We start from the raw sequence: 23,633 nt of genomic DNA on the forward strand, positions 1-23,633 counted from the left end.
CCGATATCGAAGCACCAGGAGGAACGCAATGAACGATCGTCTTCCACAGAAAGCAAGCGGCCGGCGGGGCCTCGTCGTCGTCCTCGTCGCAGCGCTGGTCCTCGTCACGCAGGGCGCCTCGGCTTCGGGTATTCCCGTGGTCGACGGTGTGCACCTGGGCATCAGCAAGTTCGCGTGGGTCGAGCAGTACCGGCAGATGCTTGACGAGCTCCAGAAGCAGAAGGAGCAGCTGCAGACACAGATGAAGCAGTACGACCAGATGAAGCTGAAGATGGCCGCGTTCTCCAGCCAGACCAGCTTCCGCGAAGACATCGATTCCACGTTCCCCGAGCGTGGAGTGAACGAAGGCGCCGCAGAGAAATGCGGCGCCGCTGCGCCTACCGGAGGCGCGAACATCGATGCGCGCAAGCAGCAGTACACGCTGTGCGTCCGGATCGTCCAGACGGAGAACCGCCGCTTCAACATGATGCGCAAGGTGCTCGAGAACATTCGCACGAAGGATGCTGAGATCCAGGCCCTTATCGCCGAGCGGAACTCGCTGGGCGACGACGAGTTCGGCCGGCTCGGCGTCATCGACTACGACATCAAGGTGATCGAGGCGCAGATCCAGGCGGACCTGCAGGCCAAGGCCACCACGCTCGAGGCCTACAACACCTTCCTCCTGGGCCTGCGCGAGGAGAACCAGCGCGTTGCTGCCGTGGTGTTGAGGGGTGAGAGTGGCCGCGGCGACACGCTGGTGGGCCAGATCGTCTCCCATGGCACGCTCAAGCTTGCGTTGCAGGCGGCCCGTCAGCGCGATCGCTGAGCGGCCCGTTTCCACCACTATGGATGACCTCGATGGATAGCGTTCTCCAGCTGGCCGGTGCCGCTTCGGACTGGACCAGCCTCCCGCTTGCAGATCTCTCGAACATGACGTTTTTCTCGGAGATCAACGCGTTCATCGACGACGAGTTGATGAACGAGTACCTGCCCAACCTCGGCAGGCGGGTGATCCAGGTCCTCGGCGGTCTGGGCATCCTGCTGCTGACGCTCTGGATCATGATCCAGGGCTACCGGATCGTCACCGGGCAGTCGCGCGAGTCGATGATGGCGCTGATGGTGAATTCCCTGCGCGCCACGTTCATCGTCGGCGTGGCGCTGGGGGTGGCGGTGGGCTGGGGCGATATCTACGGAACCCTCACCGACGGGCTCGCACGGACGGTCAACAGCACGATGACGGGCGACGGCGACGGGACATCGCCCTACGAAAACATCGACCGTACCCTTGGAATCATGCAGGTCGCCCTGCAGAGCATCGATTCGGTCAACACCGACGGCGACGACGTGCTGTCCAAGGAGCGCGAGCGCGCGATGTGGTTCGTCGGGGTCGGGCTCGGCAGCCCCGCGATCATGGGCGCCATCGCACTGATGCTGAACAAGATCGCCATCGGGCTGATCCTGGGGCTGGGTCCGCTCTTCATCCTTTGCCTGCTGTGGGAGCCGGTCAAGCCGCTGTTCCAGAAGTGGTTGCTCTACGGCATCGGGGCGCTTTTCTCGATGGCCCTGCTCAGCGTGATGACCACGCTCGCGCTGGACATCGTGATGGCGGTCGGCGCGGCATTCTGGATCACCAATACCCTCGGATTCGGCGGCAGCGCCGAAAGCATGACCAACATGGCGATGCAGCAGGGCGGCCTCGGACTGATCATGACCGCCCTGATCGTGAGCGCGCCGCCGATGGCGGCGATGCTGTTCCAGGGCACGCTCGGCCAGTTCTACGGTGCGAACGCATTCACCCAGATGGGAGGGGTGGCGCCAGGCAGCCAACCTGGCCAGGGAGGCTATACGGGGCAGACGGCCCAGGCCAGTCGTGCCGTGCCGGAGGAAGCGCCCCCCGCGGGCCATCGTGTCGCCGAGTCCCGGGCGACGTACTAGGAATCGCAGCGGAAACGCTGCCAGACCGGCCCGGGGGGGCGGGTCCGAATCAAGGAGGTTCGATGAACACGTTTACCCGAATGGATTCGTTGGAGGGCCCTCGGCCGCGCACTGGTCGTGGGCTGCGGCTGGCGTTGGGTCTCGTCCTGCTGGGCTTGGTGGCTCCGGTCTGGGCGCAGACATGCCAGGGTGTCTCCAGTGCACGCTGTGGCACCGGCGTCGGCTTCTATGTCCCGCCGCCGCCGCAGCCCGAATGGAAGCGGACCTGGGGGGCGATCGCGATCGATATCGCCACCGATGGCCAGCCTGGCGTTTTCGGCGCAGTGAACGGAGCGTACTCACGGCGCGAGGCAAAACGCCTGGCGCAGGAGAAATGCGAGGCCACCGGTGCCCAGGCATGCAAGGTCGTGCTCTGGTATGCGGGGCAGTGCGCGGCGCTTGCGCTGCCGACGCTTGCATCGGGGCGGCGATTCGGGGCGCGGGCCGCTGAAACGACTGCGCTGGCATCGCAGATGGTGCTGGAGGAGTGCGCGGGGCCGGATTGCGAGGTCGTGCACATCGATTGCACGATTCCGGTACGGGTCATGGGGCGGGGGGGGTGAGCCGGATCATTACCGGCAGGCTGGGCTGGAACGCTGATGCCTGTCCTCCAAGCCGTGCACGGGCGCGCCATGCGCAGGAACCGCAACAGATGGAACTGGCGCGCTGGGGCGCGCCGGCACAGTTGGGACACACCCGTCCGGGAAATGGAGCTGACCGATCATGAAGAATGCCCTGCTTGCCATTGCACTCACTTTGGGCCTCGTCCTCGCCCTCGCCTCGACTGGCGAGGCCCGGGCACAGGTCGGCGACGACCTGCTCACCGGCGACACGCGCCTCGCCTGCGAGGCCGTCGTGTGCCTGTCTTCCGGTACCCGGCCCAGCGAATGCAGTCCTTCGCTCTCGCGGTACTTCAACATCCAGAAGCGAAAGCTGTCGGATACGCTGAAGGCCCGCCTCGACTTCCTCGAGATGTGCCCGGCCTCGAACCAGACGCCGGAGATGGCAAGCCTCGTACAGGCGATCTCGCGAGGCGCCGGTCGCTGCGATGCGGCGTCGCTCAACCGCACCCTGACGTTCTGGAGCGGTGGCGACGACGGCCAGGTGTACATCGGCAACCAGCTGCCCGAGTACTGCAACCAGTACACCAGGCACCAGTACACCGATCTCGGTGATGGCCAGGCCCGCTACGTCGGCGACCCGGGGCGCGGAGGCCACTGGGTCGAGGCCGGCGACTACGATCGCGCCCTGGCGGCCTACAACACGCGCATCCAGCGCGAGGACGCCGAGCGCCGGAACGGCGGGAACGGCGGGCGGGGTATCGGTAGCAACTGGTGGGAGCGCTGAAACCCTCCCTGCCATGCGCGCGCGGAGCCGGGCCTTTCCTGGGACGCGGCGGACTGTTGTTCGCCGCGCTCCTCGTCTCATCCACCGTTTCCTGCAGCGTTGATGCGAACAAGACCGTCAAGCCCGAGTACAGGGAAAACCCGGCGCCCCGCCTCGCCCGGGACATCGAAGTCCGCATCGAGGGTGTGCCCGGGGACTTCGGGTATGTCCAGGGGGCCATGCAGTTCGACGTCACCAACCGGACCTGCCTGCCGCCGCCGGACGCCAACCCCGGCGGGCATACCTCGCCCGTGCCGACGCGGACGATCCCCTTCGCGCTGGAGCAGGGCGACGACGGGGTCTGGCGCGGCACCGTTGTCGCGGATGGCATGGTCGACGAGGACTACCACGGCCGCGGCGTGTGCCACTGGGCGCTGGTGAACGTGCAGGTGCAGCTGAAGGCCACTGGCGCGGAGGGAGAGACGCTGTTCATGGCGGACATGGAGGGCGACGTGGCGGCCGCGGGTGGGCGCGCGGAACTCTATTTCCCGAAGGTCACCTATCCACGGCATCCCCGCTCGATCACGGATGACCCGTTTGTGATCGGCCGCCCCGGTCGCGCGTCCGTGGCCCACCTCGGCGACGACGAGGTGTTCAAGGTGACGCTCAGTGCCTCGGAGCCGACGCCATGAGGCCCGGCACCCGCCAGCATCTGGATCCAGACGAAGTGATTCGACCATGAACGAGGTATCCACAATGCAAGATCCGCCATGCGCACGCGGTGCGGGGCTTTCCCGGGGAAGCGGCAGCCTGCTTCTCGCCGCGATCCTTTTCTCGTCCACCCTTGCCTGCAGTGCCGCCATGAATGAAACCGTCAAGCCCGAGTACAGGGAAAATCCCGCTCCCCGCCTCGCCCAAGGCATCGAAGTCCGCATCGAAGGTTTGCCCGGGGACTTCGGATATGTCCAGGGGGCCATGCAGTTCAACGTCACCAACCGGACCTGCCTGCCGCCGCCGGACGCCAACCCCGGCGGGCATACCTCGCCCGTGCCGACGCGGACGATCCCCTTCGCGCTGGAGAAGGGCGACGACGGGGTCTGGCGCGGTACCGTTGTCGCGGATGGCATGGTCGACGAGGACTACCACGGCCGCGGCGTGTGCCACTGGGCACTGGTGAACGTGCAGGCGCAGCTCATGGCCACTGGCGCGGAGGGCGAGACGCGGTTCATCGCCAACTCGAGGGGCGATGTGGCTGCCGCCGGTGGCCGGGTGGAACTCTACTTTCTGAAGGCCGCCTATCCCCGGCATCCCCGTTCGACCATGGACGACCCGTTGCTGATCGGCCGGCCCGGTCGCGCGTCCATGGCCCACCTCGGCGACGACGAGGTGTTCAAAGTGACGCTCAGTGTCCTGGGGCCGACGCCATGAAGCCCGGCACCCGCCAGCATGCCGTGCTCGCGGACCATACGTACGACCGTGAGGGCGACCTCGCCCTGCGTGCGCGGAGAAACGAGACCGTCGACCTCGACGGCGTGGCGTACAACCTGCTCAAGCACGTCGACAATCCGCGCACCGGCTACCAGGGAACGGTCTACCAGCAGCTCGATACGGGCGCCATCGTCGTCGCCCACCGCGGCACCGAGTTCGACCGCGAACCATTTCGCGACGGCCTGGCCGACGCCGGGATGGCGATGGCGCGGCACAACGTCCAGATCAAGGATGCCGTCGAGCTCACGCGCTGGGCAGTCGACCAGTCGCGCAGCGAGGATGTCGTGGGCACCTATGGACATGCGCCCGAGGTGACCGTCACCGGCCACTCCCTCGGTGGCACCCTGGCCCAGGCCACGGCGCACCACTTCGGGCTTCGCGGCGAGACCTTCAACGCTTACGGGGCCGCCAGCCTGGACCGCCGCATCCCGGAGGGCGGGCACGATGTGCTGAACCACGTGATGGCGACCGACCCGGTGAGCGCGGCCAGCCCGCATTACGGCCAGGTGCGTGTCTACGCGCTGCCCGAAGAGATCGGGCGGCTGCGTGCCGGCGGCTACCACGACAACCGCATCCTGGATGCGGTGACGCCGGACCTGACGCTGGTGGTGGCCGCGCGTTCGTTCGGGGCGCACAGCATGCACAACTTCCTCGACGTTGACGGGCAGGGCAGGCCTGACGTTTCAGTCGTCCGGAATCCTGCGACGCAGTGGCTTGCGGGGGAGCATGCGCGCTTGATCGACAACTACCGCGACGACATGAACGACATCCGTCGCGGTGTGACCATCGGCAGTCGTGGCGGGGCTGGGCTGATCCGGGATGGCGTGGACGCGATCCGGGGCCCTCTGCCCGCCGGCGAACCTGCGGCCCGCGAGGCGCGCGAGGGCGCTTCTGCGAGCGCACCAGGCGAACGCCTGGACAAACTGATCGTGGGGGAGGTTGATCCCGTGGTGCGTGCGCAGTGGGACCACGACGTGGCGGAGCACCGCGAGCGGCATGCGCAGGCACAGGTGAATCACATGCCGGCGCGGCAGGCGGCACAGATGGAGCTGGGCGGCTGACGCGCCCGGCCTCGTGTCCGGCGCGGCAGGCCGGGTCTGGGGCGGGCGATCTGGCACAATACGGGGCGGGCGGCTGGAATCGGCCGGAGACTCCCCTGGCAAAGGTGGCCCGCGTGAGAGCGCCGGCCGAGCGTGCGACATGGCGACTACCACCGATTACTGCTGAACCCGCCCGCGGCCCGATCCGGAAGGCGCCCGCGTGGCGTCTTTTTTCATGCCTCCGGGTCCGTCCGCGCGAGGCGGCCCCGCACCCACCAGACACCCCATCACCATGATCACGATCACCCTCCCCGACGGCAGCCGCCGCGAGTTCGAAGCCCCCGTCACCGTCATGCAGGTCGCCGAGTCGATCGGCCCGGGCCTGGCCAAGGCCACCGTGGCCGGCAAGGTCGACGGCCGGCAGGTCGATGCCTCCGACATCATCGACCACGACGCCAGCCTGCAGATCCTGACCCCGAAGGACCCCGAGGGCGTCGAGATCATCCGCCACTCCTGCGCCCACCTGGTCGGGCACGCGGTGAAGCAGCTCTATCCGGACGCCAAGATGGTGATCGGCCCGGTGATCGATGAAGGCTTCTACTACGACATCTGGCGCGAGCAGCCCTTCACCCCCGACGACATGGCGGCGATCGAGCAGCGCATGCGCGAGCTGATCGACACCGAGTACGACGTCATCAAGCGCATGACGCCGCGCGATGAGGTGGTCGCCACGTTCAAGGCCCGCGGCGAGGACTACAAGCTGCGCCTGATCGATGACATGGGTCCCGAGGTCACGGCCATGGGCCTGTACCACCACCTGGAATACGTCGACATGTGCCGCGGCCCGCACGTGCCGAACACGCGCTTCCTGAAGGCCTTCAAGCTGTTGCGCACCTCGGGTGCCTACTGGCGCGGCGATGCCAAGAACGAGCAGTTGCAGCGCATCTACGGCACCGCCTGGGCCGACGCGAAGCAGCTCAAGGCCTATGTGCTGCGCATCGAGGAGGCCGAGAAGCGCGACCACCGCCGCATCGGTAAGCAGCAGGAGCTGTTCCACCTCCAGGAAGAGGCGCCGGGCCTGGTGTTCTGGCACCCGAAGGGCTGGGCGCTGTGGCAGGTGGTCGAGCAGTACATGCGCGGCGTCTACCGCTCGAGCGGCTACGGCGAGGTGCGCTGCCCGCAGATCCTGGACGTCAGCATGTGGCAGAAGTCCGGCCACTGGGACAACTACAAGGAAAACATGTTCTTCACCGAGTCCGAGAAGCGGACCTATGCGGTGAAGCCCATGAACTGTCCGGGCCACGTGCAGGTGTTCAACCAGGGCCTGCACAGCTACCGCGACCTGCCGATCCGCTACGGCGAGTTCGGCGCCTGCCACCGCAATGAGCCGTCTGGCGCGCTGCACGGCATCCTGCGGGTGCGCGGCTTCACCCAGGACGATGGCCACGTGTTCTGCACCGAGGCCCAGATCGAGTCCGAAGTGACCGCCTTCCACGCCCAGGCGATGAAGGTCTACGCCGATTTCGGCTTCACCGAGGTCCAGGTGAAGCTGGCCCTGCGCCCGGAATCGCGCCTGGGCGACGACGCCACCTGGGACAAGGCCGAGGCTGCCCTGCGCGCCGCGCTGTCCGCCGCCGGCGTCGAATGGCAGGAACTGCCGGGCGAGGGCGCGTTCTACGGCCCCAAGGTGGAATACCACCTGCGCGACGCCATCGGCCGCACCTGGCAGCTGGGCACGATGCAGGTCGACTTCATGATGCCGGGCCGTCTTGGCGCGGAATACGTGGACGAGGCCAGCCAGAAGCGCACGCCGGTCATGTTGCACCGCGCCATCGTGGGCTCGATGGAGCGCTTCATCGGGATCCTGATCGAACAGCACGCCGGCGCCTTCCCGGCCTGGCTGGCTCCGGTCCAGGCGGTGGTCATGAACATCACCGACGCCCAGGCCGACTGGGCCGACGACGTCCGGAAAACCCTTGCGGATCAAGGCCTCCGGGTGGAATCGGATTTGCGGAACGAGAAGATCGGCTATAAGATCCGCGAGCACACGCTGCAGCGCGTGCCGTACCTGCTCGTGGTGGGGGACCGCGAGAAAGAACAGGGCACGGTCGCCGTGCGCACGCGTGCCGGGGAGGACCTGGGCTCGATGCCGCTGGTCGATTTCACGGCCCGGATGCACGCAGAGCGGGGTCCCTGAGTATCATGTAGCCCGGTTGCCTGCCATGCGGCAGGCGCCGTGGGTTCCGGATCCGGGACCCTGCCAGGACGTTCCACCCACGGAGATTGCAATATCAGTACCCCGGACAAGCAGAACCGCAGGAACCTAGAAATCCGCGTGCCGCGCGTGCGCGTGATCGGCTCGGATGGTGAAATGATCGGCGTGCTCACGCGCGACGAGGCCATTGCCATGGCCGAGGAAGAGGCCTTGGATCTCGTCGAGATCCAGCCCAATGCAGATCCGCCGGTGTGCAAGATCATGGACTTCGGCAAGTTCAAGTTCGAGGCGCAGAAGAAGGCGAACGAAGCCAAGAAGAAGACCAAGCAGGTCGAGATCAAGGAAGTCAAGTTCCGTCCGGTGACCGACGAGGGCGACTACCAGATCAAGCTCCGCAAGATGCGTGGCTTCCTCGAGGAAGGCGACAAGATCAAGGTCAATATCCGCTTCCGTGGCCGTGAGATGAGCCACCAGGAGCTCGGTCGTGGCATGGCTGCGCGCATCGAAGCCGACCTCGGCGAGGACATCGTCATCGAGTCCAGGCCCCGCCTCGAAGGCCGGCAGATGGTGATGATGATCGCGCCCAAGAAGAAGTAGGCCACGGGGGGGGCAGGGCGGGGGCGATCCCGCCGCGAAGCCCATGATTTGCAACGGTAAGCAATCCGCGTGCATAATGCGCGGCTCGGTTCGCCCGCAATGCGGGTGGGCCGGTTGGACCCGCCTCGGCTTCCCCAAGGGACCCGGGGCCATCAAACAGGCAAGGGCAGGACGGAAAGCGTGGCGCAGGCCACCGCCCGGGCCAGTAGAAGACGTACCGACAAGGACACAGCAATGCCCAAGATCAAGACGCATCGGGGCGCGGCCAAGCGCTTCCGGAAGACCGCTTCCGGCAAGTACAAGGCGGGCCATGCCAACCGCAGCCACATCCTCACGAAGAAGGCGACGAAGCGGAAGCGCAACCTCCGCCAGACGAACCACATTCCTGCATGCGACAGCGGTCGTCTCGATCGCATGCTGCCGTATCTCTGAGGAGGACTGAACAATGGCACGAGTAAAGCGTGGCGTGCAGGCGCGCCGCCGTCACAAGAAGGTCCTCAAGCAGGCCAAGGGTTACTACAACGCGCGCCGCAAGGTGTTCCGCGTTGCCAAGCAGGCCGTCACCAAGGCCCTGCAGTACGCCTATATCGGTCGCAAGCAGAAGAAGCGTAATTTCCGCTCGCTGTGGATCGTCCGCATCAACGCGGCGGCCCGCATCAACGGCCTGAGCTACAGCCGCTTCATGAACGGCCTGATGAAGGCCGGCATCACCCTTGACCGCAAGGTGCTGGCGGACATCGCCGTGCACGACGCGACGGGTTTTGCCGCGCTTGCCGAGAAGGCGAAGGGCGCGCTCGCAGCGTAAGACGTGTCGCCGGTGCGCGGTGCCCTGGGCACCGCCGCCAGGCGGACATCGCGATACACGCATGGGGAAGGGCGCAAGTCCTTCCCCATGTTTCGTTTTGGCCTTCGATGGTGCCCCGATGACCCAGATCGAACACATCCGCGAGCAGGCGCTCGCCGACATTGCCGCCGCCGCCACGCCCGATGCCGTCGAGGCGCTGCGCGTGGCCCTGCTCGGCAAGAGCGGCAGCGTGACCGCGCAGCTGAAGTCGCTTGGCGGGCTGCCCGCCGACCAGCGCAAGGCGGCCGGCGAGGCCATCAACCGCGCCCGCGACGCCCTTGGAGCCGCGCTGCTCGAGCGCAAGGCGGGGCTGGATGCCGCGGCGCTGGAGGCCCGGCTGGCTTCGGAAACCATCGACGTGAGCCTGCCCGGCCGCAATGGCGACGCGGGTGGACTGCACCCGGTCAGCCGCACCATCGAGCGCATCGCCGACATCTTCGGGCGCCTGGGCTACGAGATCGCCGACGGCCCCGAGATCGAGGACGACTGGCACAACTTCGAGGCCCTGAACTTCCCGCCGCACCATCCGGCGCGGGCCATGCACGACACGTTCTATTTTGGCGATGGCCGCCTGCTGCGCACCCACACCTCGGGCGTGCAGATCCGTTACATGCAGGACCTGCTCGCTGCCGGCGGCACGCCGCCACTGCGCATGATCGCGCTGGGCAAGGTCTACCGCAGCGATTCCGACCAGACCCACACGCCGATGTTCCACCAGTGCGAAGGCCTGCTGGTGGAGGAGCGCGCGAGCTTCGCCGACCTCAAGGGCACGCTCACGGAGTTCGTGCGCGCGTTCTTCGAGCGTGACTTCGAGATGCGCTTCCGCCCGAGCTACTTCCCCTTCACCGAGCCCTCGGCCGAGGTCGACATCGCCTGGGCACAGCCCGACGGCAGCGCCCGGTGGCTGGAGGTGCTGGGCTGCGGCATGGTGCATCCGCAGGTGCTGGCCAACGTCGGCATCGACCCCGAGCGCTACACCGGCTTCGCCTTCGGCATGGGCGTCGAGCGCTTCGCGATGCTGCGCTACGGCGTCGACGACCTGCGCAGCTTCTTCGACAACGACCTGCGCTTCCTGCGCCAGTTCGCCTGAGGCCCGATCGATGAAATTCTCCGAGAACTGGCTGCGCCAGCACGTCCCCACCGGGGCCACGCGCGATGAGCTCGCCGCGACCCTGACCGCGATCGGCCTCGAGGTCGAAGAGGTGGTGGTGCTGGGTGCCGCGCTCGACGGCGTCGTGGTCGCGCGCATCGTGTCGGCGGAAAAGCATCCCGAGGCCGACCGCCTGCAGGTCTGCCAGGTCGACGCCGGCGCCGCGGGCATGCTGCAGATCGTCTGCGGCGCGCCCAACGCGCGCCCGGGCCTTGTGGCGCCGCTGGCGACCATCGGCACGCAGGTGGGCGACCTGACCATCCAGGCCGCGAAGCTGCGCGGCGTCGAGTCCAACGGCATGCTGTGCTCGGCGAAGGAGCTCGGCATCGACGCCGACGCCTCCGGGCTGCTGGAACTGCCGGACGATGCGCCGGTGGGCGCGCCGCTGGCCGCTTACCTCGGCCTGCCCGACGCCAGCTTCGAGCTCAAGCTCACCCCCAACCGCGCCGACTGCTTCAGCGTGCGTGGCATCGCCTACGACGTCGCCGCGGCCTGCGGCGGCGCGGTCGCCGACCTGGACGCCGCGCCGGTGCCGGCCGCCAGCGATGCCACCGTGGAGGTGATGCTCGACGCCGGTGCCGGTGCCGACGCGCCGCGCTACCTCGGTCGCGTGATCGAGGGCATCGACGCCACCCGAGCCACGCCGGTGTGGATGGCCGAGTGCCTGCGCCGCAGCGGCATCCGGCCGCTGTCGCTGCTGGTCGACGTCACCCAGTATGTGATGCTCGAACTCGGCCAGCCGATGCATGCCTACGACCGCGACCTGCTCAAGGGTTCCGTGGGCGTGCGCCGCGGCCGCAAGGGTGAATCCCTGCTGCTGCTCGATAGCCGCGAGGCCGCGCTCGACGACGGCTTCCTGGTGATCACCGACGCCGATCGCCCGGTGGGCCTGGCCGGCCTGATGGGCGGCTTCGATACCCGCGTCACCGACGCCACGCGCAGCGTGTTCCTGGAAGCCGCGCACTTCGCCCCGGCCGCGATCATCGGCCGCGGCCGCCGCCTTGGCCTGCACACCGACGCCGGCCACCGCTTCGAGCGCGGCGTGGACCCGGAACTGCCGCGCACCGCGATCGAACGCGCGACCCGTCTCATCCTCGACATCGCCGGCGGTACGCCAGGCCCCGTCACCGAGGCCGTGCTGGCCGACGCGCTGCCCGTGCCTGCAGCTATCATGCTGCGTCGCGACCGCCTCGCGCGCGTGCTGGGCGTGCAGGTCGATGACACCGAAGTCGAGCGCATCCTGCGCGCGCTGGGCCTGGGCGTGGAGGCCGTCGCCGATGGCTGGACGGTGACCGCGCCGACCCGCCGCTTCGACCTCGCGATCGAGGAAGACCTGATCGAAGAGATCGCGCGCATCCACGGCTACGACGCCGTGCCCACGACGCTGCCGGGCGGGTCCACCCGCCTGGTGTCGCCGCCGGAAGGCAAGGTGCCCGAGCACGACCTGCGTCGCGCCCTGGCCGGTCGCGGCTATCTGGAAGCGATCAACTACGCCTTCGTCGATGCCGGCCTGCTCGAACGCTGGCAGGCCGACGAGGCCCTGGTGCCGCTGGCCAATCCGCTGAGCGCCGAGCTGGGCGTGATGCGGCCGCGGCTGCTGCCCGGGCTGGTCGACGCTCTGGCGCGCAACGCCGCCCGGCAGCAGGGGCGCGTGCGCCTGTTCGAACTCGGCAAGGTGTTCGCCAAGGCCGACACCGCCGGCGACGCCCCGCGCGAGACGCCGCGCATCGCCGCGGTCGCCAGCGGCGACGTGGTCGCCGAGCAGTGGGGCATTGCCGCGCGGCGCGTCGACTTCCACGATCTCAAGGGTGACCTCGAGGCGCTCGCTGCGCTGTCCGGTGCACGGCTCGAGTTCCGCCCGGCCGCGCCGTCCTGGGCGCACCCCGGTCGCGCGGCCGACGTGCTGCGCGACGGCGTCGTGGTCGGTGCGATCGCCGAGCTGCATCCGCGCCTGCAGCAGGCGCTTGGCCTGGATCACGCCGTGGTGGCGTTCGAGCTCGACCTGGCCGCGCTGGTCATGCGCGACCTGCCGCGTGCGCAGCCGCTTTCGAAATTTCCGTCGGTGCGTCGGGACCTCGCATTCATCGTCGCCGACAACGTCGCGTGGCGTGCGCTTGAAGCCACCGCTTCCGCGGCCGCCGGACCGTTCCTGCGCAGCCTGCGCCTGTTCGATGTCTACGCCGGAAAGGGCGTGGAAACGGGATTCAAGAGTGTCGCCATGGGCTTGATTCTGCAGGATGATTCGCGCACGCTGACAGACCGCGATGTGGATGCGGTCGTGGCCTCGGTCACCGACGCGGTCGCGGGTGCGCACGGCGCACGGATCAGGAGCTGACCAGGGGGCTGGCATGGCGTTGACGAAGGCGGAAATGGCAGAGCGGCTGTACGAAGAGGTGGGCCTGAACAAGCGCGAGGCGAAGGAATTCGTCGATGCGTTTTTCACTGCGCTGCGCGAAGCGCTGCAGGGTGGACGCCAGGTCAAGCTTTCGGGCTTCGGCAACTTCGACCTGCGCCGCAAGAACCAGCGCCCCGGCCGCAACCCCAAGACCGGCGAGGAGATCCCGATCTCCGCACGCACCGTGGTCACGTTCCGCCCGGGGCAGAAGCTCAAGGAGCGCGTCGAGGCCTACGCAGGAGTCAGCCGTGCTTGACCCCGGAAGCAACCGCGAACTGCCGCCGATCCCGGCCAAGCGCTACTTCACCATCGGTGAGGTGAGCGAGCTGTGCGACGTGAAGCCGCACGTCCTGCGCTATTGGGAAACCGAATTCCCGAGCCTCAGTCCGGTCAAGCGCCGCGGCAACCGCCGCTATTACCAGCGCCACGACGTGCTGATGGTGCGCCAGATCCGCGGCCTGCTGTACGAGCAGGGCTACACCATCGGCGGCGCCCGCCTGCGCCTGGAGGGCGAGGGCGCGAAGGATGAGTCCGCGCTCAGCAGCCAGATCATCCGCCAGGTGCGGATGGAGCTGGAAGAAGTGCTGCAGCTGCTGCGGCGCTGAACCTCCCCAAGTGCGGCCGCTGCCGCTATAATTCTCCGACCGGGGTATAGCGCAGCCTGGTAGCGCACTTGTCTGGGGGACAAGTGGTCGTCGGTTCGAATCCGGCTACCCCGACCAAATACCAGGATGGTGCAAGATCATCCAGACGAAGAGCCCCGGGAAACCGGGGCTTTTTCGTTGTGCACATTCAGCAATATGTGACATCACCTTGACGGCGCGGCGCGCACCTTGAACCTACTCCCGACACATCGTCGGATTGGAGAGGCTCAGATGGGCAACAACGATCAAAAGCAGGGCCAGCAGGGCCAGCAGGGCCAAGGCAGCCAGCGCGAGCAGAGCCAGCAAGGCCAGCAAGGCCAAGGCGGCCAGCGCGAGCAGAACCAGCCGGGTCAAAAGGGCCAGGGCGGTGAAGAAGAGGAATAGCGCCCCCGTAGTTGACGACGGGGCCTGACGTCACGGCCCCGTCTGCTCCACTCGCGGCCCCCGTATTCCGGGGGCCTTCTTCTTGCGGCAATGGTGGTAAACCCGTTGCCAGCTTCGCTTCTCCGCAACAGGGGAACAAAGCGCACGCATCACGCTCCAAGGATCATCCACCGCGTACCCGAGGGAGGGCGCTGCATGTTTGCAAAGCCGGCACGATCAATCGTTGCGACGCTGTTGTTGTCCGCGCTGGTGGCTGTTCCTGCCGCCGCTGGAATGGATGAACCGGAAGCCGTCCCCGTCGCGGCCGAGGCCGACGACGGCATCGTCGACCTCGAAGCCATGGTCGTCTCCGGCGCACAGCCCGGTCCCGGCATGTGGAAGGTCTCCAGCGGCGACAACGTGCTCTACATCCTGGGCACGGTGTCCCCGCTGCCGCGGCGCATGGAGTGGATGTCGGACGATGTCGAGGCCGTGATCGCGGATGCCAGGGTGGTGATCTCGTCGCCGGCGGTGGTGGTGGATGCCGACATCGGCATCTTCCGCGGCATGGCATTGCTGCCATCGATGCTGCGCGCGCGCAACAACCCGGGCAAGCGGCCGCTGCGCGAGATGGTGTCCCCGGAGCTGTACGCGCGCTGGGAGGTGCTCAAGGCGCGCTACATGGGCCGCGACCGCGGCGTCGAGAAGCGCCGCCCGCTGCTCGCGGCCCAGGAGCTGTACGAAGCGGCGCTGCGCAAGTCCGGGCTACGTATGGCCGGCGTGGTGGGACCCGTGGTGGCCAAGGCGCGGAAGGCCGCCGGCGTGCCGCTGGTCGACACCACGGTCCGCCTGAAGTTGGAAGATCCGAAAGGCGTGCTGAAGGAGCTCAACGAAAGCGACCTCGCCGACCGCGAGTGCTTCGCGGGCACCCTGGACAGGATCGAAACCGACCTCGACAACATGCGTGCACGCGCCAATGCCTGGGCGGTGGGGGACATCGAGGGGCTGCGTGCGCTGCCCTGGGAAAACCATTACGCGACCTGCCAGGACGCGGTGACCGGCAGTGCGCTGGCGCAGAGGTTGGGCATCGACGACCTGCCGCGTCGCGCGAAGGAGGCCTGGCTGTCGAACGTGGAGGAGGCCCTGGCCGAGCATCCCGCAAGCTTCGCGCTGCTGCCGATGCACCACCTGCTTGGCGATGACGGGATGCTGGCGACGTTGGCCGCGCGCGGCTACGCGATCGAGTCGCCCTGAGCCACCATCAGGCAGTTGCGACCGCGGCGCTTGGCTTCGTACAGCGCCGCATCGGCGGCGTGGATCCAGTCCTCGATACGCGCGTGGTTCGCCTGCGCCGGAGCGATGCCGATGCTCACCGAGTAGCTGAGCCCCGGCGCCTGCGACAGCGAGATGCCTTCGACCGCCGCACGGTAGGCCTCCGCCAATGCCAGCGCATCTTCGAGTCCCGTGCCCGGGCAGACCACCGCGAACTCGTCGCCGCCGTAACGCCCGGCGATGTCTCCGGGACGCAGCACGCCGCGAAGTACGGCGCCCGCCTCGCGCAGCAGGGCGTCGCCGGCGAGGTGTCCGTGGCGGTCGTTGGTCTGCTTGAAGCGGTCGATGTCGATGAGCACCAGCGTCGCCGGACGCGCCTCCGCATGGACCTGGTGCAGCGCGACGGCGGCATGGTGCTCCCAGTGCCTGCGCAGGCCCAGCCCGGTGAGCATGTCGGTGCGCCCGAGCCGGTCAAGCTCTTGGTTCTTCTCCATGACCTTCCGCACCAGCCGCAGGCGTGCAAGGCCGACCACCAGCGTGTGGATCAGCAGCATCGGCAGGCAGGCCAGGATCACCGCCGTGCTCGACTCGGGCTGGAAGGCGAAACCCGTGGCCAGGCCACCGACCAGCAGGGCGGCCAGCGAGACCGGCAAGCTGCGCCGGAACAGCCCCGGGATGTCGGTGTTGATCTTGTCGGCGGCTGAAAGCGCCAGTAGCAGTACGCTGGGCAGCAGGTTGAAGTGCAGCAGCGGCACCCACAGCGCGGCGATCGCCGAATCCACGATCAGGTTGCGCTGCTCGGCATGGAACGGTGACGCGCTGCGCCGGGCCAACTGGTAGGCGAGCTGGGGCCAGGCCAGGCCGGTGAGTACGCACAGCGTCCAGCGTACCGGGCCGGCGCGCATCTCGAGCAGCACCATCGCCATCGCAAGCGCTCCCAGTCCCATGCCGAGCATGCGATAGCGATAGATGCGCCCGGGCAGTGCGGCGCGCGCGCGCTCGGAGCCGAGTATCGTCACATGCGCGCGCGGCGCGTCGGCTGTGCCTGGTTCCTGCAACGCTGGTGTCCCCCTGTGCGGACAAGGCTGGCGCATGCCGACCTGGCGTGAGTATAGGCGTCGTCTACGTGTATCCCGGGCTTCCTAGCCCGCGGCAGTGCGCGCGGCGGTCGCCGCTTCCGGTGCGAACCGCGGCCACCGCGCCAGCACGGCGCCGCGGATGCCGGCGGCATCGATCCCCGCTTCGGCCAGCAGGTCCTCGCGGCTTGCGTGGTGCTGGAAGGCGTCGGGCAGCCCCAGGTGCAGTACCTGCAGCAGGACACCCTCGGCGGCAAGCAACTCGGACACAGCCGAACCGGCGCCGCCCATCACCACGTTGTCCTCGATGGTCACGAAGCCTTCGTGGCTGCGCGCCAGCTCGAGCACGAGGTCGCGGTCCAGCGGCTTCACGAAGCGCATGTTGACCACCGTCAAGCCCAGCTCCGCGCCCACGGCTTCGGCCGCCGGCACGGTGGCGCCGAAGGCCAGCAGCGCGATGCCCGCACCCTGGCGGCGCAGCTGCGCCTTGCCGACGGGCAGGGTGTCGAGCGCGGGCTGCACGGCGATCCCGGTGCCGCTGCCGCGCGGGTAACGCACCGCCGCAGGACCCCGGTGGCGGAAGCCGGTGCTCAGCATCTGCCGGCACTCGTTCTCGTCGGCCGGTGCCATCACCACCATGTTCGGCACGCAGCGCAGGTAGCTCAGGTCGAGGTTGCCCGCATGGGTGGCGCCGTCGGGCCCCACCACGCCGCCGCGGTCGATCGCGAACAGCACGTCGAGTTCCTGCAGGGCGACGTCATGCACGAGCTGGTCGTAGCCGCGCTGCAGGAAGGTCGAATAGATCGCCACCACCGGCTTCGCGCCCTCGCAGGCCATGCCGGCGGCCAGCGTCACCGCGTGCTGCTCGGCGATGGCGACGTCGAAGTAGCGTTCCGGGTACTCCCTGCTGAAGCGCACCAGGCCGGAGCCTTCGCGCATGGCCGGCGTGATGCCCATCAGCGTGTCGTCGGCGGCGGCCATGTCGCACAGCCAGTCGCCGAAGATATCGGTATAGGTCGGCTTCTTCACCGCGCCCGGCTTCGGCACCAGGCCTTGGGTGGGGTCGAAGGGCGACACCGCGTGGTAGCCGATCTGGTCGCCTTCGGCGCGCTCGTAACCCTTGCCCTTGGTGGTGATGACGTGCAGCAGCTGCGGGCCCTTCAGCGTCCGCACCAGCTTCAGCGCGGAGACCAGCGCCCTGATGTCGTTGCCGTCGATGGGGCCGGTGTAGTGGAAACCCATTTCCTCGAACAGGGTGGAGGGCACGAACATGCCCTTCCAGTGCTCTTCCCAGCGCCGGACGAAGCGCGCCGGCGTCTTCTTCTTGTCGCCCAGCAGCTTCTTGCCGCCCTCGCGCAGCGCGTTGAGCGTGTGGCTGCCGGTGGCGCGTCCCAGCATCTTGGTCAGGCCGCCGACGTTCTCGCTGATCGACATCCGGTTGTCGTTGAGGACCACCAGCAGGTTGGGCTCGGGCTCCATGCCGCCGGCGTGGTTGAGCGCTTCGAATGCCATGCCCGCGGTCATTGCACCGTCGCCGATCACCGCCACGACCTTGCGGTCGTCGCCGGCGCGGGCGGCGGCCACCGCCATGCCCAGCGCGGCCGAGATGCTGGTGGAGGAATGGCCGACGCCGAAGGTGTCGTACTCGCTTTCCTCGCGCTTGGGAAACGGTGCGACGCCGTCCTTCTGCTTGACCGTGTGGATGGTGTCGCGGCGGCCGGTCAGGATCTTGTGCGGGTAGGCCTGGTGCCCGACGTCCCACACGATGCGGTCGCGCGGCGTGTCGTAGAGGTAATGCAGGGCGGCGGTCAGTTCGACCACGCCCAGGCCGGCGCCGAAGTGGCCGCCGCTCTTGCCCACCGACTCGATGAGATAGGCACGGAGTTCGTCGGCGATCGCCGGCAGTTCGGCCTCGTCGAATTCCCGCAGGCGGGCCGGTGTGTCGATGCGCGATAGGCGCGGATAGCGCGTGGAGTCGATCATGCGCGCATTGTAAGACGCCACGGCGTACCGCGGCGCATGTACCAAGGGGCCGCGCGCGGCGGCCCTGTTCAGCGACTGCGCAGTCGCCCCAGCAGGCCGCCGCGGGGCTTGGCGGATTCCTCGGCCTGGGGAGACGTTTCCACCGCCGGCGTGGCGAAGCCGGTGGCCAGGTTGGCGTTGACGAAGTCGGTGACGTCGGGCTCGGGCACGCCGCTGGCCTGGGCGATTTCGGCGACGGTCGCCGGGCCCTTCATCATCTGGGTGGCGATGCGGAAGTGGCGCGGATACTCGCGCTCGGTCTGCGGCCATTTGAGGAGCTGGAAGTGCTCCTGCGGATCAAGCCCCGGCAGCAGCGTGCCGTTGCCGGCAAGCAGGCCGCCGAGCCAGCGCAGGCGCGACAGTGGCTGGGGCGCGCCCGCGGATGCGGTGTCCCGCGCCCAGGCCTCGGGGTCGACGGGTTCGAAGTCGGACCGTGCGACGCGGCCTTCGAAATACCCCGCGATGGGCTTCAGCGGCGTCGGACCGAACCAGGTCTCCGCGGACGCGTCGATGAGCAGGGTGGGGCCGGCGCTGCGGCGGTAGCGCACACGGCCGGACAGGGCGCCGGGCTGCAGCCACGCAGCCAGGGTGTCCTTGCCCGGGATGGCTGCGGGTACGGTGGATTGCGTCGGCGCGGCGGCCGCGACAGGTGACGCTTCGACGACATCCTCTTTGACGGCTGCCTCTTCGACGGCTGCCTCTTCGACAGGCGTGTTGGCATCCCCGGTCACAAGGAGCGCTGCAGCGGACGGCGCTGCTGCGGCGGGCGCGGGCGCCGCGGCAGCGACCGGATCCACGACAGGCGCTGCCGGAGGCGGCGTCACGGCTTCAACGGGTTCGGGCACCGGCACCGGCGCGCGCGGGAGAGGCGTCGGGGCGGCCGCTTCCACGACGTCCGCCTGCAGCTCGATGCCCTCGGCGCGTGCAACCTCGGCAAGCAGGTCCATGAGCTGTTCGGGATCGAAGGGACGGCCGAGCCTGTAGTCGGTCTGCGTGCGAGGCGCCGAGGTCAGGCCGATCACGCGCCGGCCGGCGGCGTGCAGGCGCAGCCAGCTCATCGGGCCGTACATGCTGTCCATGTCGACGATGACGTGTCCGGCCTCGGCATCGTGCACGAGCGACCAGCGCGCGCCAAGGCGCGCGTTGGCGGCGACGAACGCGGCCTTGAGTGCGGTTTCCGTGGCGGGATCCATCCCGGTCAGGCCGAGGGTCAGCGACATCGCGCAGCATTCCGGACGTGTGAAGACGCCGAGTGTTGCGGAGCGCGCCATTGCCGTCAACGCGCGCAGGACGGCACTTGCGGCTGCGCTGCGTCACTACCCGAGGCGTTTGGTGACGCCCGTCGCGCTTGCCCTGCGATGGCTGCCGGTGCTTCGCCGCCTCAGTGACGCCGCCGCTTGGGCAGCTGGCTGGACAGGAAGGCCATCTGGTCGGCGAGGATATTGCGGTTGGACAGGATCAGGTGTTCGATCCAGCTGGGCCGGTACGGGATCGCGAGCAGCGGCATCGATGCCTGCGCGGGGTTGCGACCGCCCTTGCGGGAATTGCAGGAGAAACAGGCCGCGACCACGTTTTCCCAGGTGTCGACCCCACCGCGGGAGACCGGCTGCACGTGGTCGCGGGTCAGCCGCTGGCGCGGGAACGATTGCCCGCAGTACATGCACAGGTGCCGGTCGCGGGCGAACAGCGCCGGATTGGTCAGCGCCGGTGTCGGGTCCAGGGCCCGCGTGCCGGCGTGGCCGCGCGCGGCCACGATGGGGTGCAGTTCGACCAGGCTGCGCTGGCCGGTGGCCCGGCTGGTGCCACCGCGGACCGCGAGACAGGGGTCGCCGAGGGTCCAGGCCACCGCGCCGCGCACGTACAGGCAGGTCGCTTCCTGCCAGCTCATCCAGTCCAGTGCGCGTCCGTGGGCATCCAGGGCCAGCAGGCGCACGCGCCCAAGCGCCGGGACCCCCGTGCCGGCCACGTGCCGGTCCACCGGCGCTGCCGGGGGTTCCATGCCGCTGACGAGGCGAAGCCGCGCTCTGTCTGGTTCCATGGGAACAACAGCTTATACGCTCCCGATGACGGCTTGTGTAGCGACGCGGCCTCAGCCGCCGAAGTGGTCGGCCTCGAGGTCCATCAGTGACCCGGCACCGGCGCGGATCGCCGCGGCGTGCGCCAGGGTGCGGGGCAGGATGCGCGCGAAGTAGAAGCGTGAGGTTTCGCGCTTGGCGTCCTTGAATGCGGCTGGACGCGATGACGTGCGCGCGGCGACGCTCGCGCGCAGCCACCAGTAGCCCAGCACCACATAGCCGGAATAGAACAGGTAGTCGTGGGCGGCGGCGCCGAGCTCGTCGGGGTTGGCGGCCGACGCCTGCAGGACTTCGGTCGTCAGCGCGCCCCATTCCACGCACTTGGCGCGCAGGGTGGCCACATCCGCGGCGAGCTCCGCGTCATCGGCGTGGGCCGCGCAGAACGCCTCGACCTCGGCCAGGAACAGCTTCAGCCCCGCGCCCCTCGAGAACGCCGTCTTGCGTCCGATCAGGTCCATCGCCTGGATGCCGGTGGTGCCTTCGTACAGCGTGGTGATGCGGGCATCGCGCGCCAACTGCTCCATGCCGTGCTCGGCGATGTAGCCGTGGCCGCCGAAGCACTGGAGGGCGTTGTAGGTGTTCTCGATGCCCCATTCGGTCTGGCAGGCCTTGGAGATCGGCGTGAGGAAGCTGACAAGGATTTCGGCACGCTCGCGCACGGCGGGATGGGAGGCGCGCGCGGCGTCGTCGAGCAGGTACCCGGCGTGCATCGCCAGCATTCGCATGCCTTCGGTCAGGGCTTTGGTCGACAGGAGCATGCGGCGCACGTCGGGGTGCACGATGATCGGGTCGGCCGGCTTGTCGGGGAACTTCGGGCCGGTCAGCGCGCGCGATTGCAGGCGTTCGCGCGAATAGCGCAGGGCGTTCTGCCAGGCGCGCTCGGACAGCCCCAGGCCCTGCAGGCCCACGCCCAGGCGCGCGGAATTCATCATGGTGAACATCGCCTTGAGCCCGCCGTGCTTCTCGCCGACCAGGTAGCCCTGGGCGCCGTCGAAGTTCATGACGCAGGTGGCCGAGCCCTTGATGCCCATCTTGTGTTCGATCGAACCGCAGCGCACCGCGTTGCGCTCGCCGACGCTGCCGTCGCGGGCGACCTTGAACTTCGGCGTCGCGAACAGGGAGATGCCCTTGGCGCCGGGCGGTGCGTCGGGCAGCTTGGCCAGCACCAGGTGCACGATGTTGTCGGTGAAATCGTGCTCGCCGGCGGTGATGAAGATCTTGGTGCCGGTGATCGCGTAGCTGCCGTCGTCCGCGGGTTCGGCGCGCGTGCGCAGCAGGCCGAGGTCGGTGCCGCAGTGCGGTTCGGTCAGGCACATGGTGCCGGTCCAGCGGCCCTCGACCAGCGGCGGCAGGAAGACCTCGCGCTGCCAGTCCTCGCCGTGCTGGATCAGTGCCTCGACCGCGCCGTGCGACAGCAGCGGGAAATTGCCCCAGGCGAGGTTGGCGGCGTTGATCATCTCGCTCATCGACAGTCCGACCAGGTGCGGCAGCCCCTGCCCGCCGAACTCCGGGTCGGCGGTCAGGCCGGGCCAGCCACCCTCGACGAACTGCGCGTAGGCGGCCTTGAATCCTTCCGGCGTGGTGACGTCGCCGGTGGCGGGGTCGTGGCGGCAGCCCTGCTGGTCGCCGACCGCATTGAGGGGGGCGAGCACGCTGCCGGCGAAGCGCGCGGCCTCATCGAGCACGGCGTCGACCACGTCAGGCGTGGCGTCGGTGTAGCCAAGGCGCGCGAACTGCGACTGCGCGTCGAGCACGTCGTCGAGGATGAAGCGGATGTCATCGAGCGGGGCGGTGTACTGGCTCATGTGCGGGAACGTGTCCTTTGGGTTTGCCGATGCTGTGCGGTCGCAGCCGTGGCTGCTCCTGCATTGGGACGGGTGCGCGTACGGGGTTCAGCGCAGCACGCCGGGAAGGCCGGGCGTCGGGCTGAGTGCGCTCTTGCGCTCCACCTTGTAGCTGCGCGACGCGCCACGGTCGCTTGGCGCGGCATCGATGGTGCCGTCGAACGCGTAGTCCACGCGACGGCCGCCGGCGAGGGCATCGGCCATCAACATGCGTGCGCTCGACTCGGGCTGCATCTCCATCGACACCACGTCGGCCGACTCCGGCCCGATCTCCAGGCCCGGACGATGCTGCAGCGCGCCGGCCGCCTGTCCGCCGACCGTCACCTTGATGTCGACCGCTTCGAAGCGCATGGGGATGCTGCTGTAGTTCTGCAATCGCAGGCTGACCAGCCAGCTGCCATCGGCCTGCACGGCGAGCTCCTGGATGCTGGCGGCGGGCTCCGAGATCCTGCGGACCGGACCGCTCGAGCACGCGGCGACCAGAACGACCGTTACCATGGCCACAAGTGTGAGGATTCGACGACCCATTGCTGCCTCCCATCAGGTTCGGTCGAGCATAGCATCGCTCGATACGGTGGCGGATGGTCTGGTCTGCATGGCGTGGATCGTCGCCGGATAGCGTTTACAGTGCTGTCATCAGTATCCATGGAGTCGAAATGAGCGCCAGTCAGAACGGGAAGGGATTCAGGGAACGCCTGCCATGGACGATCGCGGCGATCGCCGTGGTGGCCCTGGTGGCGAACCTGGCGTGGGACAGGAAGGCCGAGGATGCCGCGGCCGACGAGGCGCTGGTCCGGCTGACCGAGCGCCTGGACGCCATCGAAGCAGCACCCGTGCAGCCGCGCGGGCGGGCGATGGCGGCTCGCCCGTTCGACGCTGGCGCTGGTGGCGGCGCGGATGGCGATTCGCGGAGCGCGCTCGGCGAGCCTCAGACCCCGGAGCAGATCGCCGCGGCCCGTGACCGGCAACTGCGTGAACTCGAAGCGCGCTTCGCCAGCGACGTGCCCGATCCCGTGTCCGGCCCGGACACCGAGAACCTTCTTGTCGAGACCATTTCCGGCGAGACGATGGCCGGCACCGGGCTGCGCCCGAGCAATGTCGACATCGCCTGCAAGCAGTCGAGCTGCCGCATCGTGGGCAGCTTCGAGCGCATGGGTGATGCCCAGGACTGGGGCCTGTTCTACATCACCGCTGCCGGCGGCAACGTGCTGTCGCAGACGCAGATGGTGTTCGTGCCCAAGCCGGGCGGCGGCACCGAGGTCCGGATCTACTCCAACCGCGCGAAGGGGTAGTCGCTTCCGGCGGTGTCGTCGCGGGTTCCTGATCCGG

General features: G+C 68.4%; 24 protein-coding genes and 1 tRNA gene. 19 read left to right on the plus strand and 6 right to left on the minus strand.

The window, feature by feature from the left end:
- Nucleotides 1-28 precede the first annotated feature (28 nt).
- The 18 genes from ACW5E8_RS12325 (at nucleotide 29) to ACW5E8_RS12410 (ending at nucleotide 15,269) form a co-directional block, all read left to right on the plus strand.
- Nucleotides 29-805 (plus strand): flagellar cap protein FliD N-terminal domain-containing protein, encoded by a 777-nt coding sequence (locus ACW5E8_RS12325; RefSeq protein WP_456965826.1) that lies wholly within the window; start codon nucleotides 29-31, stop codon nucleotides 803-805.
- Between the two features lie 32 nt (nucleotides 806-837).
- Nucleotides 838-1,914, plus strand: coding sequence for a type IV secretion system protein (locus ACW5E8_RS12330; RefSeq protein WP_456965827.1), 1,077 nt, complete (start codon nucleotides 838-840; stop codon nucleotides 1,912-1,914).
- Between the two features lie 62 nt (nucleotides 1,915-1,976).
- Nucleotides 1,977-2,516 (plus strand): DUF4189 domain-containing protein, encoded by a 540-nt coding sequence (locus ACW5E8_RS12335; protein ID WP_456965828.1) that lies wholly within the window; start codon nucleotides 1,977-1,979, stop codon nucleotides 2,514-2,516.
- 160 nt (nucleotides 2,517-2,676) lie between these two features.
- Entirely contained in the window at nucleotides 2,677-3,300 is a 624-nt protein-coding gene (locus ACW5E8_RS12340; RefSeq protein WP_456965829.1) for a TrbM/KikA/MpfK family conjugal transfer protein, read from the plus strand.
- 56 nt (nucleotides 3,301-3,356) lie between these two features.
- Nucleotides 3,357-3,971, plus strand: coding sequence for a hypothetical protein (locus ACW5E8_RS12345; RefSeq protein ID WP_456965830.1), 615 nt, complete (start codon nucleotides 3,357-3,359; stop codon nucleotides 3,969-3,971).
- Between the two features lie 46 nt (nucleotides 3,972-4,017).
- Complete coding sequence (locus tag ACW5E8_RS12350; RefSeq protein ID WP_456965831.1) at nucleotides 4,018-4,707, plus strand: hypothetical protein; 690 nt, start codon at nucleotides 4,018-4,020, stop codon at nucleotides 4,705-4,707.
- Nucleotides 4,704-5,828 carry a DUF6792 domain-containing protein gene (locus ACW5E8_RS12355; protein ID WP_456965832.1) on the plus strand — a complete coding sequence of 375 codons (1,125 nt, stop codon included), beginning with the start codon at nucleotides 4,704-4,706 and terminating at the stop codon, nucleotides 5,826-5,828. Before ACW5E8_RS12350 ends, ACW5E8_RS12355 begins: the two co-directional genes overlap by 4 nt.
- A gap of 271 nt (nucleotides 5,829-6,099) precedes the next feature.
- A complete protein-coding gene (gene thrS, locus ACW5E8_RS12360) occupies nucleotides 6,100-8,004 on the plus strand; it encodes a threonine--tRNA ligase (RefSeq protein WP_456965833.1) in 1,905 nt (634 codons plus the stop codon).
- A 93-nt stretch (nucleotides 8,005-8,097) separates the two neighbouring features.
- The gene (gene infC / locus ACW5E8_RS12365) at nucleotides 8,098-8,619 is read left to right on the plus strand and encodes a translation initiation factor IF-3 (protein WP_456966015.1); all 522 of its coding nucleotides are present in this window, start codon (nucleotides 8,098-8,100) and stop codon (nucleotides 8,617-8,619) included.
- A gap of 234 nt (nucleotides 8,620-8,853) precedes the next feature.
- Complete coding sequence (rpmI, locus tag ACW5E8_RS12370) at nucleotides 8,854-9,051, plus strand: 50S ribosomal protein L35 (RefSeq protein ID WP_055249161.1); 198 nt, start codon at nucleotides 8,854-8,856, stop codon at nucleotides 9,049-9,051.
- Nucleotides 9,052-9,064: 13 nt separating this feature from the next.
- Complete coding sequence (gene rplT / locus ACW5E8_RS12375; protein WP_456965834.1) at nucleotides 9,065-9,424, plus strand: 50S ribosomal protein L20; 360 nt, start codon at nucleotides 9,065-9,067, stop codon at nucleotides 9,422-9,424.
- A gap of 118 nt (nucleotides 9,425-9,542) precedes the next feature.
- On the plus strand, nucleotides 9,543-10,553 hold the full coding sequence (gene pheS / locus ACW5E8_RS12380; protein ID WP_456965835.1) for a phenylalanine--tRNA ligase subunit alpha: 1,011 nt from the start codon (nucleotides 9,543-9,545) through the stop codon (nucleotides 10,551-10,553).
- 10 nt (nucleotides 10,554-10,563) lie between these two features.
- Nucleotides 10,564-12,948: a phenylalanine--tRNA ligase subunit beta gene (pheT, locus tag ACW5E8_RS12385; RefSeq protein WP_456965836.1), complete on the plus strand. Its 2,385-nt coding sequence runs from the start codon at nucleotides 10,564-10,566 to the stop codon at nucleotides 12,946-12,948.
- A 13-nt stretch (nucleotides 12,949-12,961) separates the two neighbouring features.
- A complete protein-coding gene (ihfA, locus tag ACW5E8_RS12390) occupies nucleotides 12,962-13,264 on the plus strand; it encodes an integration host factor subunit alpha (protein WP_456965837.1) in 303 nt (100 codons plus the stop codon).
- Nucleotides 13,257-13,613 carry a MerR family transcriptional regulator gene (locus ACW5E8_RS12395; RefSeq protein ID WP_456965838.1) on the plus strand — a complete coding sequence of 119 codons (357 nt, stop codon included), beginning with the start codon at nucleotides 13,257-13,259 and terminating at the stop codon, nucleotides 13,611-13,613. The genes ihfA and ACW5E8_RS12395 overlap by 8 nt, the downstream gene beginning before the upstream one ends.
- A gap of 40 nt (nucleotides 13,614-13,653) precedes the next feature.
- Nucleotides 13,654-13,730: transfer RNA gene (locus tag ACW5E8_RS12400), tRNA-Pro, on the plus strand.
- 153 nt (nucleotides 13,731-13,883) lie between these two features.
- The gene (locus ACW5E8_RS12405; RefSeq protein WP_456965839.1) at nucleotides 13,884-14,036 is read left to right on the plus strand and encodes a hypothetical protein; all 153 of its coding nucleotides are present in this window, start codon (nucleotides 13,884-13,886) and stop codon (nucleotides 14,034-14,036) included.
- Nucleotides 14,037-14,231: 195 nt separating this feature from the next.
- Nucleotides 14,232-15,269 (plus strand): TraB/GumN family protein, encoded by a 1,038-nt coding sequence (locus ACW5E8_RS12410; protein ID WP_456965840.1) that lies wholly within the window; start codon nucleotides 14,232-14,234, stop codon nucleotides 15,267-15,269.
- On the opposite strand, the gene ACW5E8_RS12415 is transcribed toward ACW5E8_RS12410, so the two are convergent.
- The 6 genes from ACW5E8_RS12415 to ACW5E8_RS12440 form a co-directional block, all read right to left on the minus strand.
- Nucleotides 15,248-16,306 carry a diguanylate cyclase gene (locus tag ACW5E8_RS12415; protein ID WP_456965841.1) on the minus strand — a complete coding sequence of 353 codons (1,059 nt, stop codon included), beginning with the start codon at nucleotides 16,304-16,306 and terminating at the stop codon, nucleotides 15,248-15,250. The two genes, ACW5E8_RS12410 and ACW5E8_RS12415, sit on opposite strands and share 22 nt — an antisense overlap.
- Before the next feature lie 123 nt (nucleotides 16,307-16,429).
- Nucleotides 16,430-18,346: a 1-deoxy-D-xylulose-5-phosphate synthase gene (gene dxs / locus ACW5E8_RS12420; protein WP_456965842.1), complete on the minus strand. Its 1,917-nt coding sequence runs from the start codon at nucleotides 18,344-18,346 to the stop codon at nucleotides 16,430-16,432.
- A 68-nt stretch (nucleotides 18,347-18,414) separates the two neighbouring features.
- Nucleotides 18,415-19,605: a hypothetical protein gene (locus ACW5E8_RS12425; RefSeq protein ID WP_456965843.1), complete on the minus strand. Its 1,191-nt coding sequence runs from the start codon at nucleotides 19,603-19,605 to the stop codon at nucleotides 18,415-18,417.
- 161 nt (nucleotides 19,606-19,766) lie between these two features.
- Complete coding sequence (locus ACW5E8_RS12430; RefSeq protein WP_456966016.1) at nucleotides 19,767-20,384, minus strand: HNH endonuclease; 618 nt, start codon at nucleotides 20,382-20,384, stop codon at nucleotides 19,767-19,769.
- A 90-nt stretch (nucleotides 20,385-20,474) separates the two neighbouring features.
- Entirely contained in the window at nucleotides 20,475-22,265 is a 1,791-nt protein-coding gene (locus tag ACW5E8_RS12435; protein WP_456965844.1) for an acyl-CoA dehydrogenase C-terminal domain-containing protein, read from the minus strand.
- A gap of 87 nt (nucleotides 22,266-22,352) precedes the next feature.
- A complete protein-coding gene (locus ACW5E8_RS12440; RefSeq protein WP_456965845.1) occupies nucleotides 22,353-22,832 on the minus strand; it encodes an NDR1/HIN1-like protein in 480 nt (159 codons plus the stop codon).
- A 128-nt stretch (nucleotides 22,833-22,960) separates the two neighbouring features.
- On the opposite strand from ACW5E8_RS12440, the gene ACW5E8_RS12445 reads away from it, so the two are divergent.
- Nucleotides 22,961-23,596 (plus strand): hypothetical protein, encoded by a 636-nt coding sequence (locus ACW5E8_RS12445; RefSeq protein ID WP_456965846.1) that lies wholly within the window; start codon nucleotides 22,961-22,963, stop codon nucleotides 23,594-23,596.
- Nucleotides 23,597-23,633 lie beyond the last annotated feature (37 nt).

It is taken from the genome of Luteimonas sp. A649, assembly GCF_054072735.1.

What these genes read in the sequence shown, in the direction of transcription:
- ACW5E8_RS12325 (WP_456965826.1), top strand. Translation starts at nt 29, where the DNA reads ATGAACGATCGTCTTCCACAGAAAGCAAGCGGCCGGCGGGGCCTCGTC.
- ACW5E8_RS12330 (WP_456965827.1), top strand. Translation starts at nt 838, where the DNA reads ATGGATAGCGTTCTCCAGCTGGCCGGTGCCGCTTCGGACTGGACCAGC.
- ACW5E8_RS12335 (WP_456965828.1), top strand. Translation starts at nt 1,977, where the DNA reads ATGAACACGTTTACCCGAATGGATTCGTTGGAGGGCCCTCGGCCGCGC.
- ACW5E8_RS12340 (WP_456965829.1), top strand. Translation starts at nt 2,677, where the DNA reads ATGAAGAATGCCCTGCTTGCCATTGCACTCACTTTGGGCCTCGTCCTC.
- ACW5E8_RS12350 (WP_456965831.1), top strand. Translation starts at nt 4,018, where the DNA reads ATGAACGAGGTATCCACAATGCAAGATCCGCCATGCGCACGCGGTGCG.
- ACW5E8_RS12355 (WP_456965832.1), top strand. Translation starts at nt 4,704, where the DNA reads ATGAAGCCCGGCACCCGCCAGCATGCCGTGCTCGCGGACCATACGTAC.
- thrS (WP_456965833.1), top strand. Translation starts at nt 6,100, where the DNA reads ATGATCACGATCACCCTCCCCGACGGCAGCCGCCGCGAGTTCGAAGCC.
- rpmI (WP_055249161.1), top strand. Translation starts at nt 8,854, where the DNA reads ATGCCCAAGATCAAGACGCATCGGGGCGCGGCCAAGCGCTTCCGGAAG.
- rplT (WP_456965834.1), top strand. Translation starts at nt 9,065, where the DNA reads ATGGCACGAGTAAAGCGTGGCGTGCAGGCGCGCCGCCGTCACAAGAAG.
- pheS (WP_456965835.1), top strand. Translation starts at nt 9,543, where the DNA reads ATGACCCAGATCGAACACATCCGCGAGCAGGCGCTCGCCGACATTGCC.
- pheT (WP_456965836.1), top strand. Translation starts at nt 10,564, where the DNA reads ATGAAATTCTCCGAGAACTGGCTGCGCCAGCACGTCCCCACCGGGGCC.
- ihfA (WP_456965837.1), top strand. Translation starts at nt 12,962, where the DNA reads ATGGCGTTGACGAAGGCGGAAATGGCAGAGCGGCTGTACGAAGAGGTG.
- ACW5E8_RS12405 (WP_456965839.1), top strand. Translation starts at nt 13,884, where the DNA reads ATGGGCAACAACGATCAAAAGCAGGGCCAGCAGGGCCAGCAGGGCCAA.
- ACW5E8_RS12410 (WP_456965840.1), top strand. Translation starts at nt 14,232, where the DNA reads ATGTTTGCAAAGCCGGCACGATCAATCGTTGCGACGCTGTTGTTGTCC.
- dxs (WP_456965842.1), bottom strand. Translation starts at nt 18,346, where the DNA reads ATGATCGACTCCACGCGCTATCCGCGCCTATCGCGCATCGACACACCG.
- ACW5E8_RS12425 (WP_456965843.1), bottom strand. Translation starts at nt 19,605, where the DNA reads ATGTCGCTGACCCTCGGCCTGACCGGGATGGATCCCGCCACGGAAACC.
- ACW5E8_RS12430 (WP_456966016.1), bottom strand. Translation starts at nt 20,384, where the DNA reads ATGGAACCCCCGGCAGCGCCGGTGGACCGGCACGTGGCCGGCACGGGG.
- ACW5E8_RS12435 (WP_456965844.1), bottom strand. Translation starts at nt 22,265, where the DNA reads ATGAGCCAGTACACCGCCCCGCTCGATGACATCCGCTTCATCCTCGAC.
- ACW5E8_RS12440 (WP_456965845.1), bottom strand. Translation starts at nt 22,832, where the DNA reads ATGGGTCGTCGAATCCTCACACTTGTGGCCATGGTAACGGTCGTTCTG.
- ACW5E8_RS12445 (WP_456965846.1), top strand. Translation starts at nt 22,961, where the DNA reads ATGAGCGCCAGTCAGAACGGGAAGGGATTCAGGGAACGCCTGCCATGG.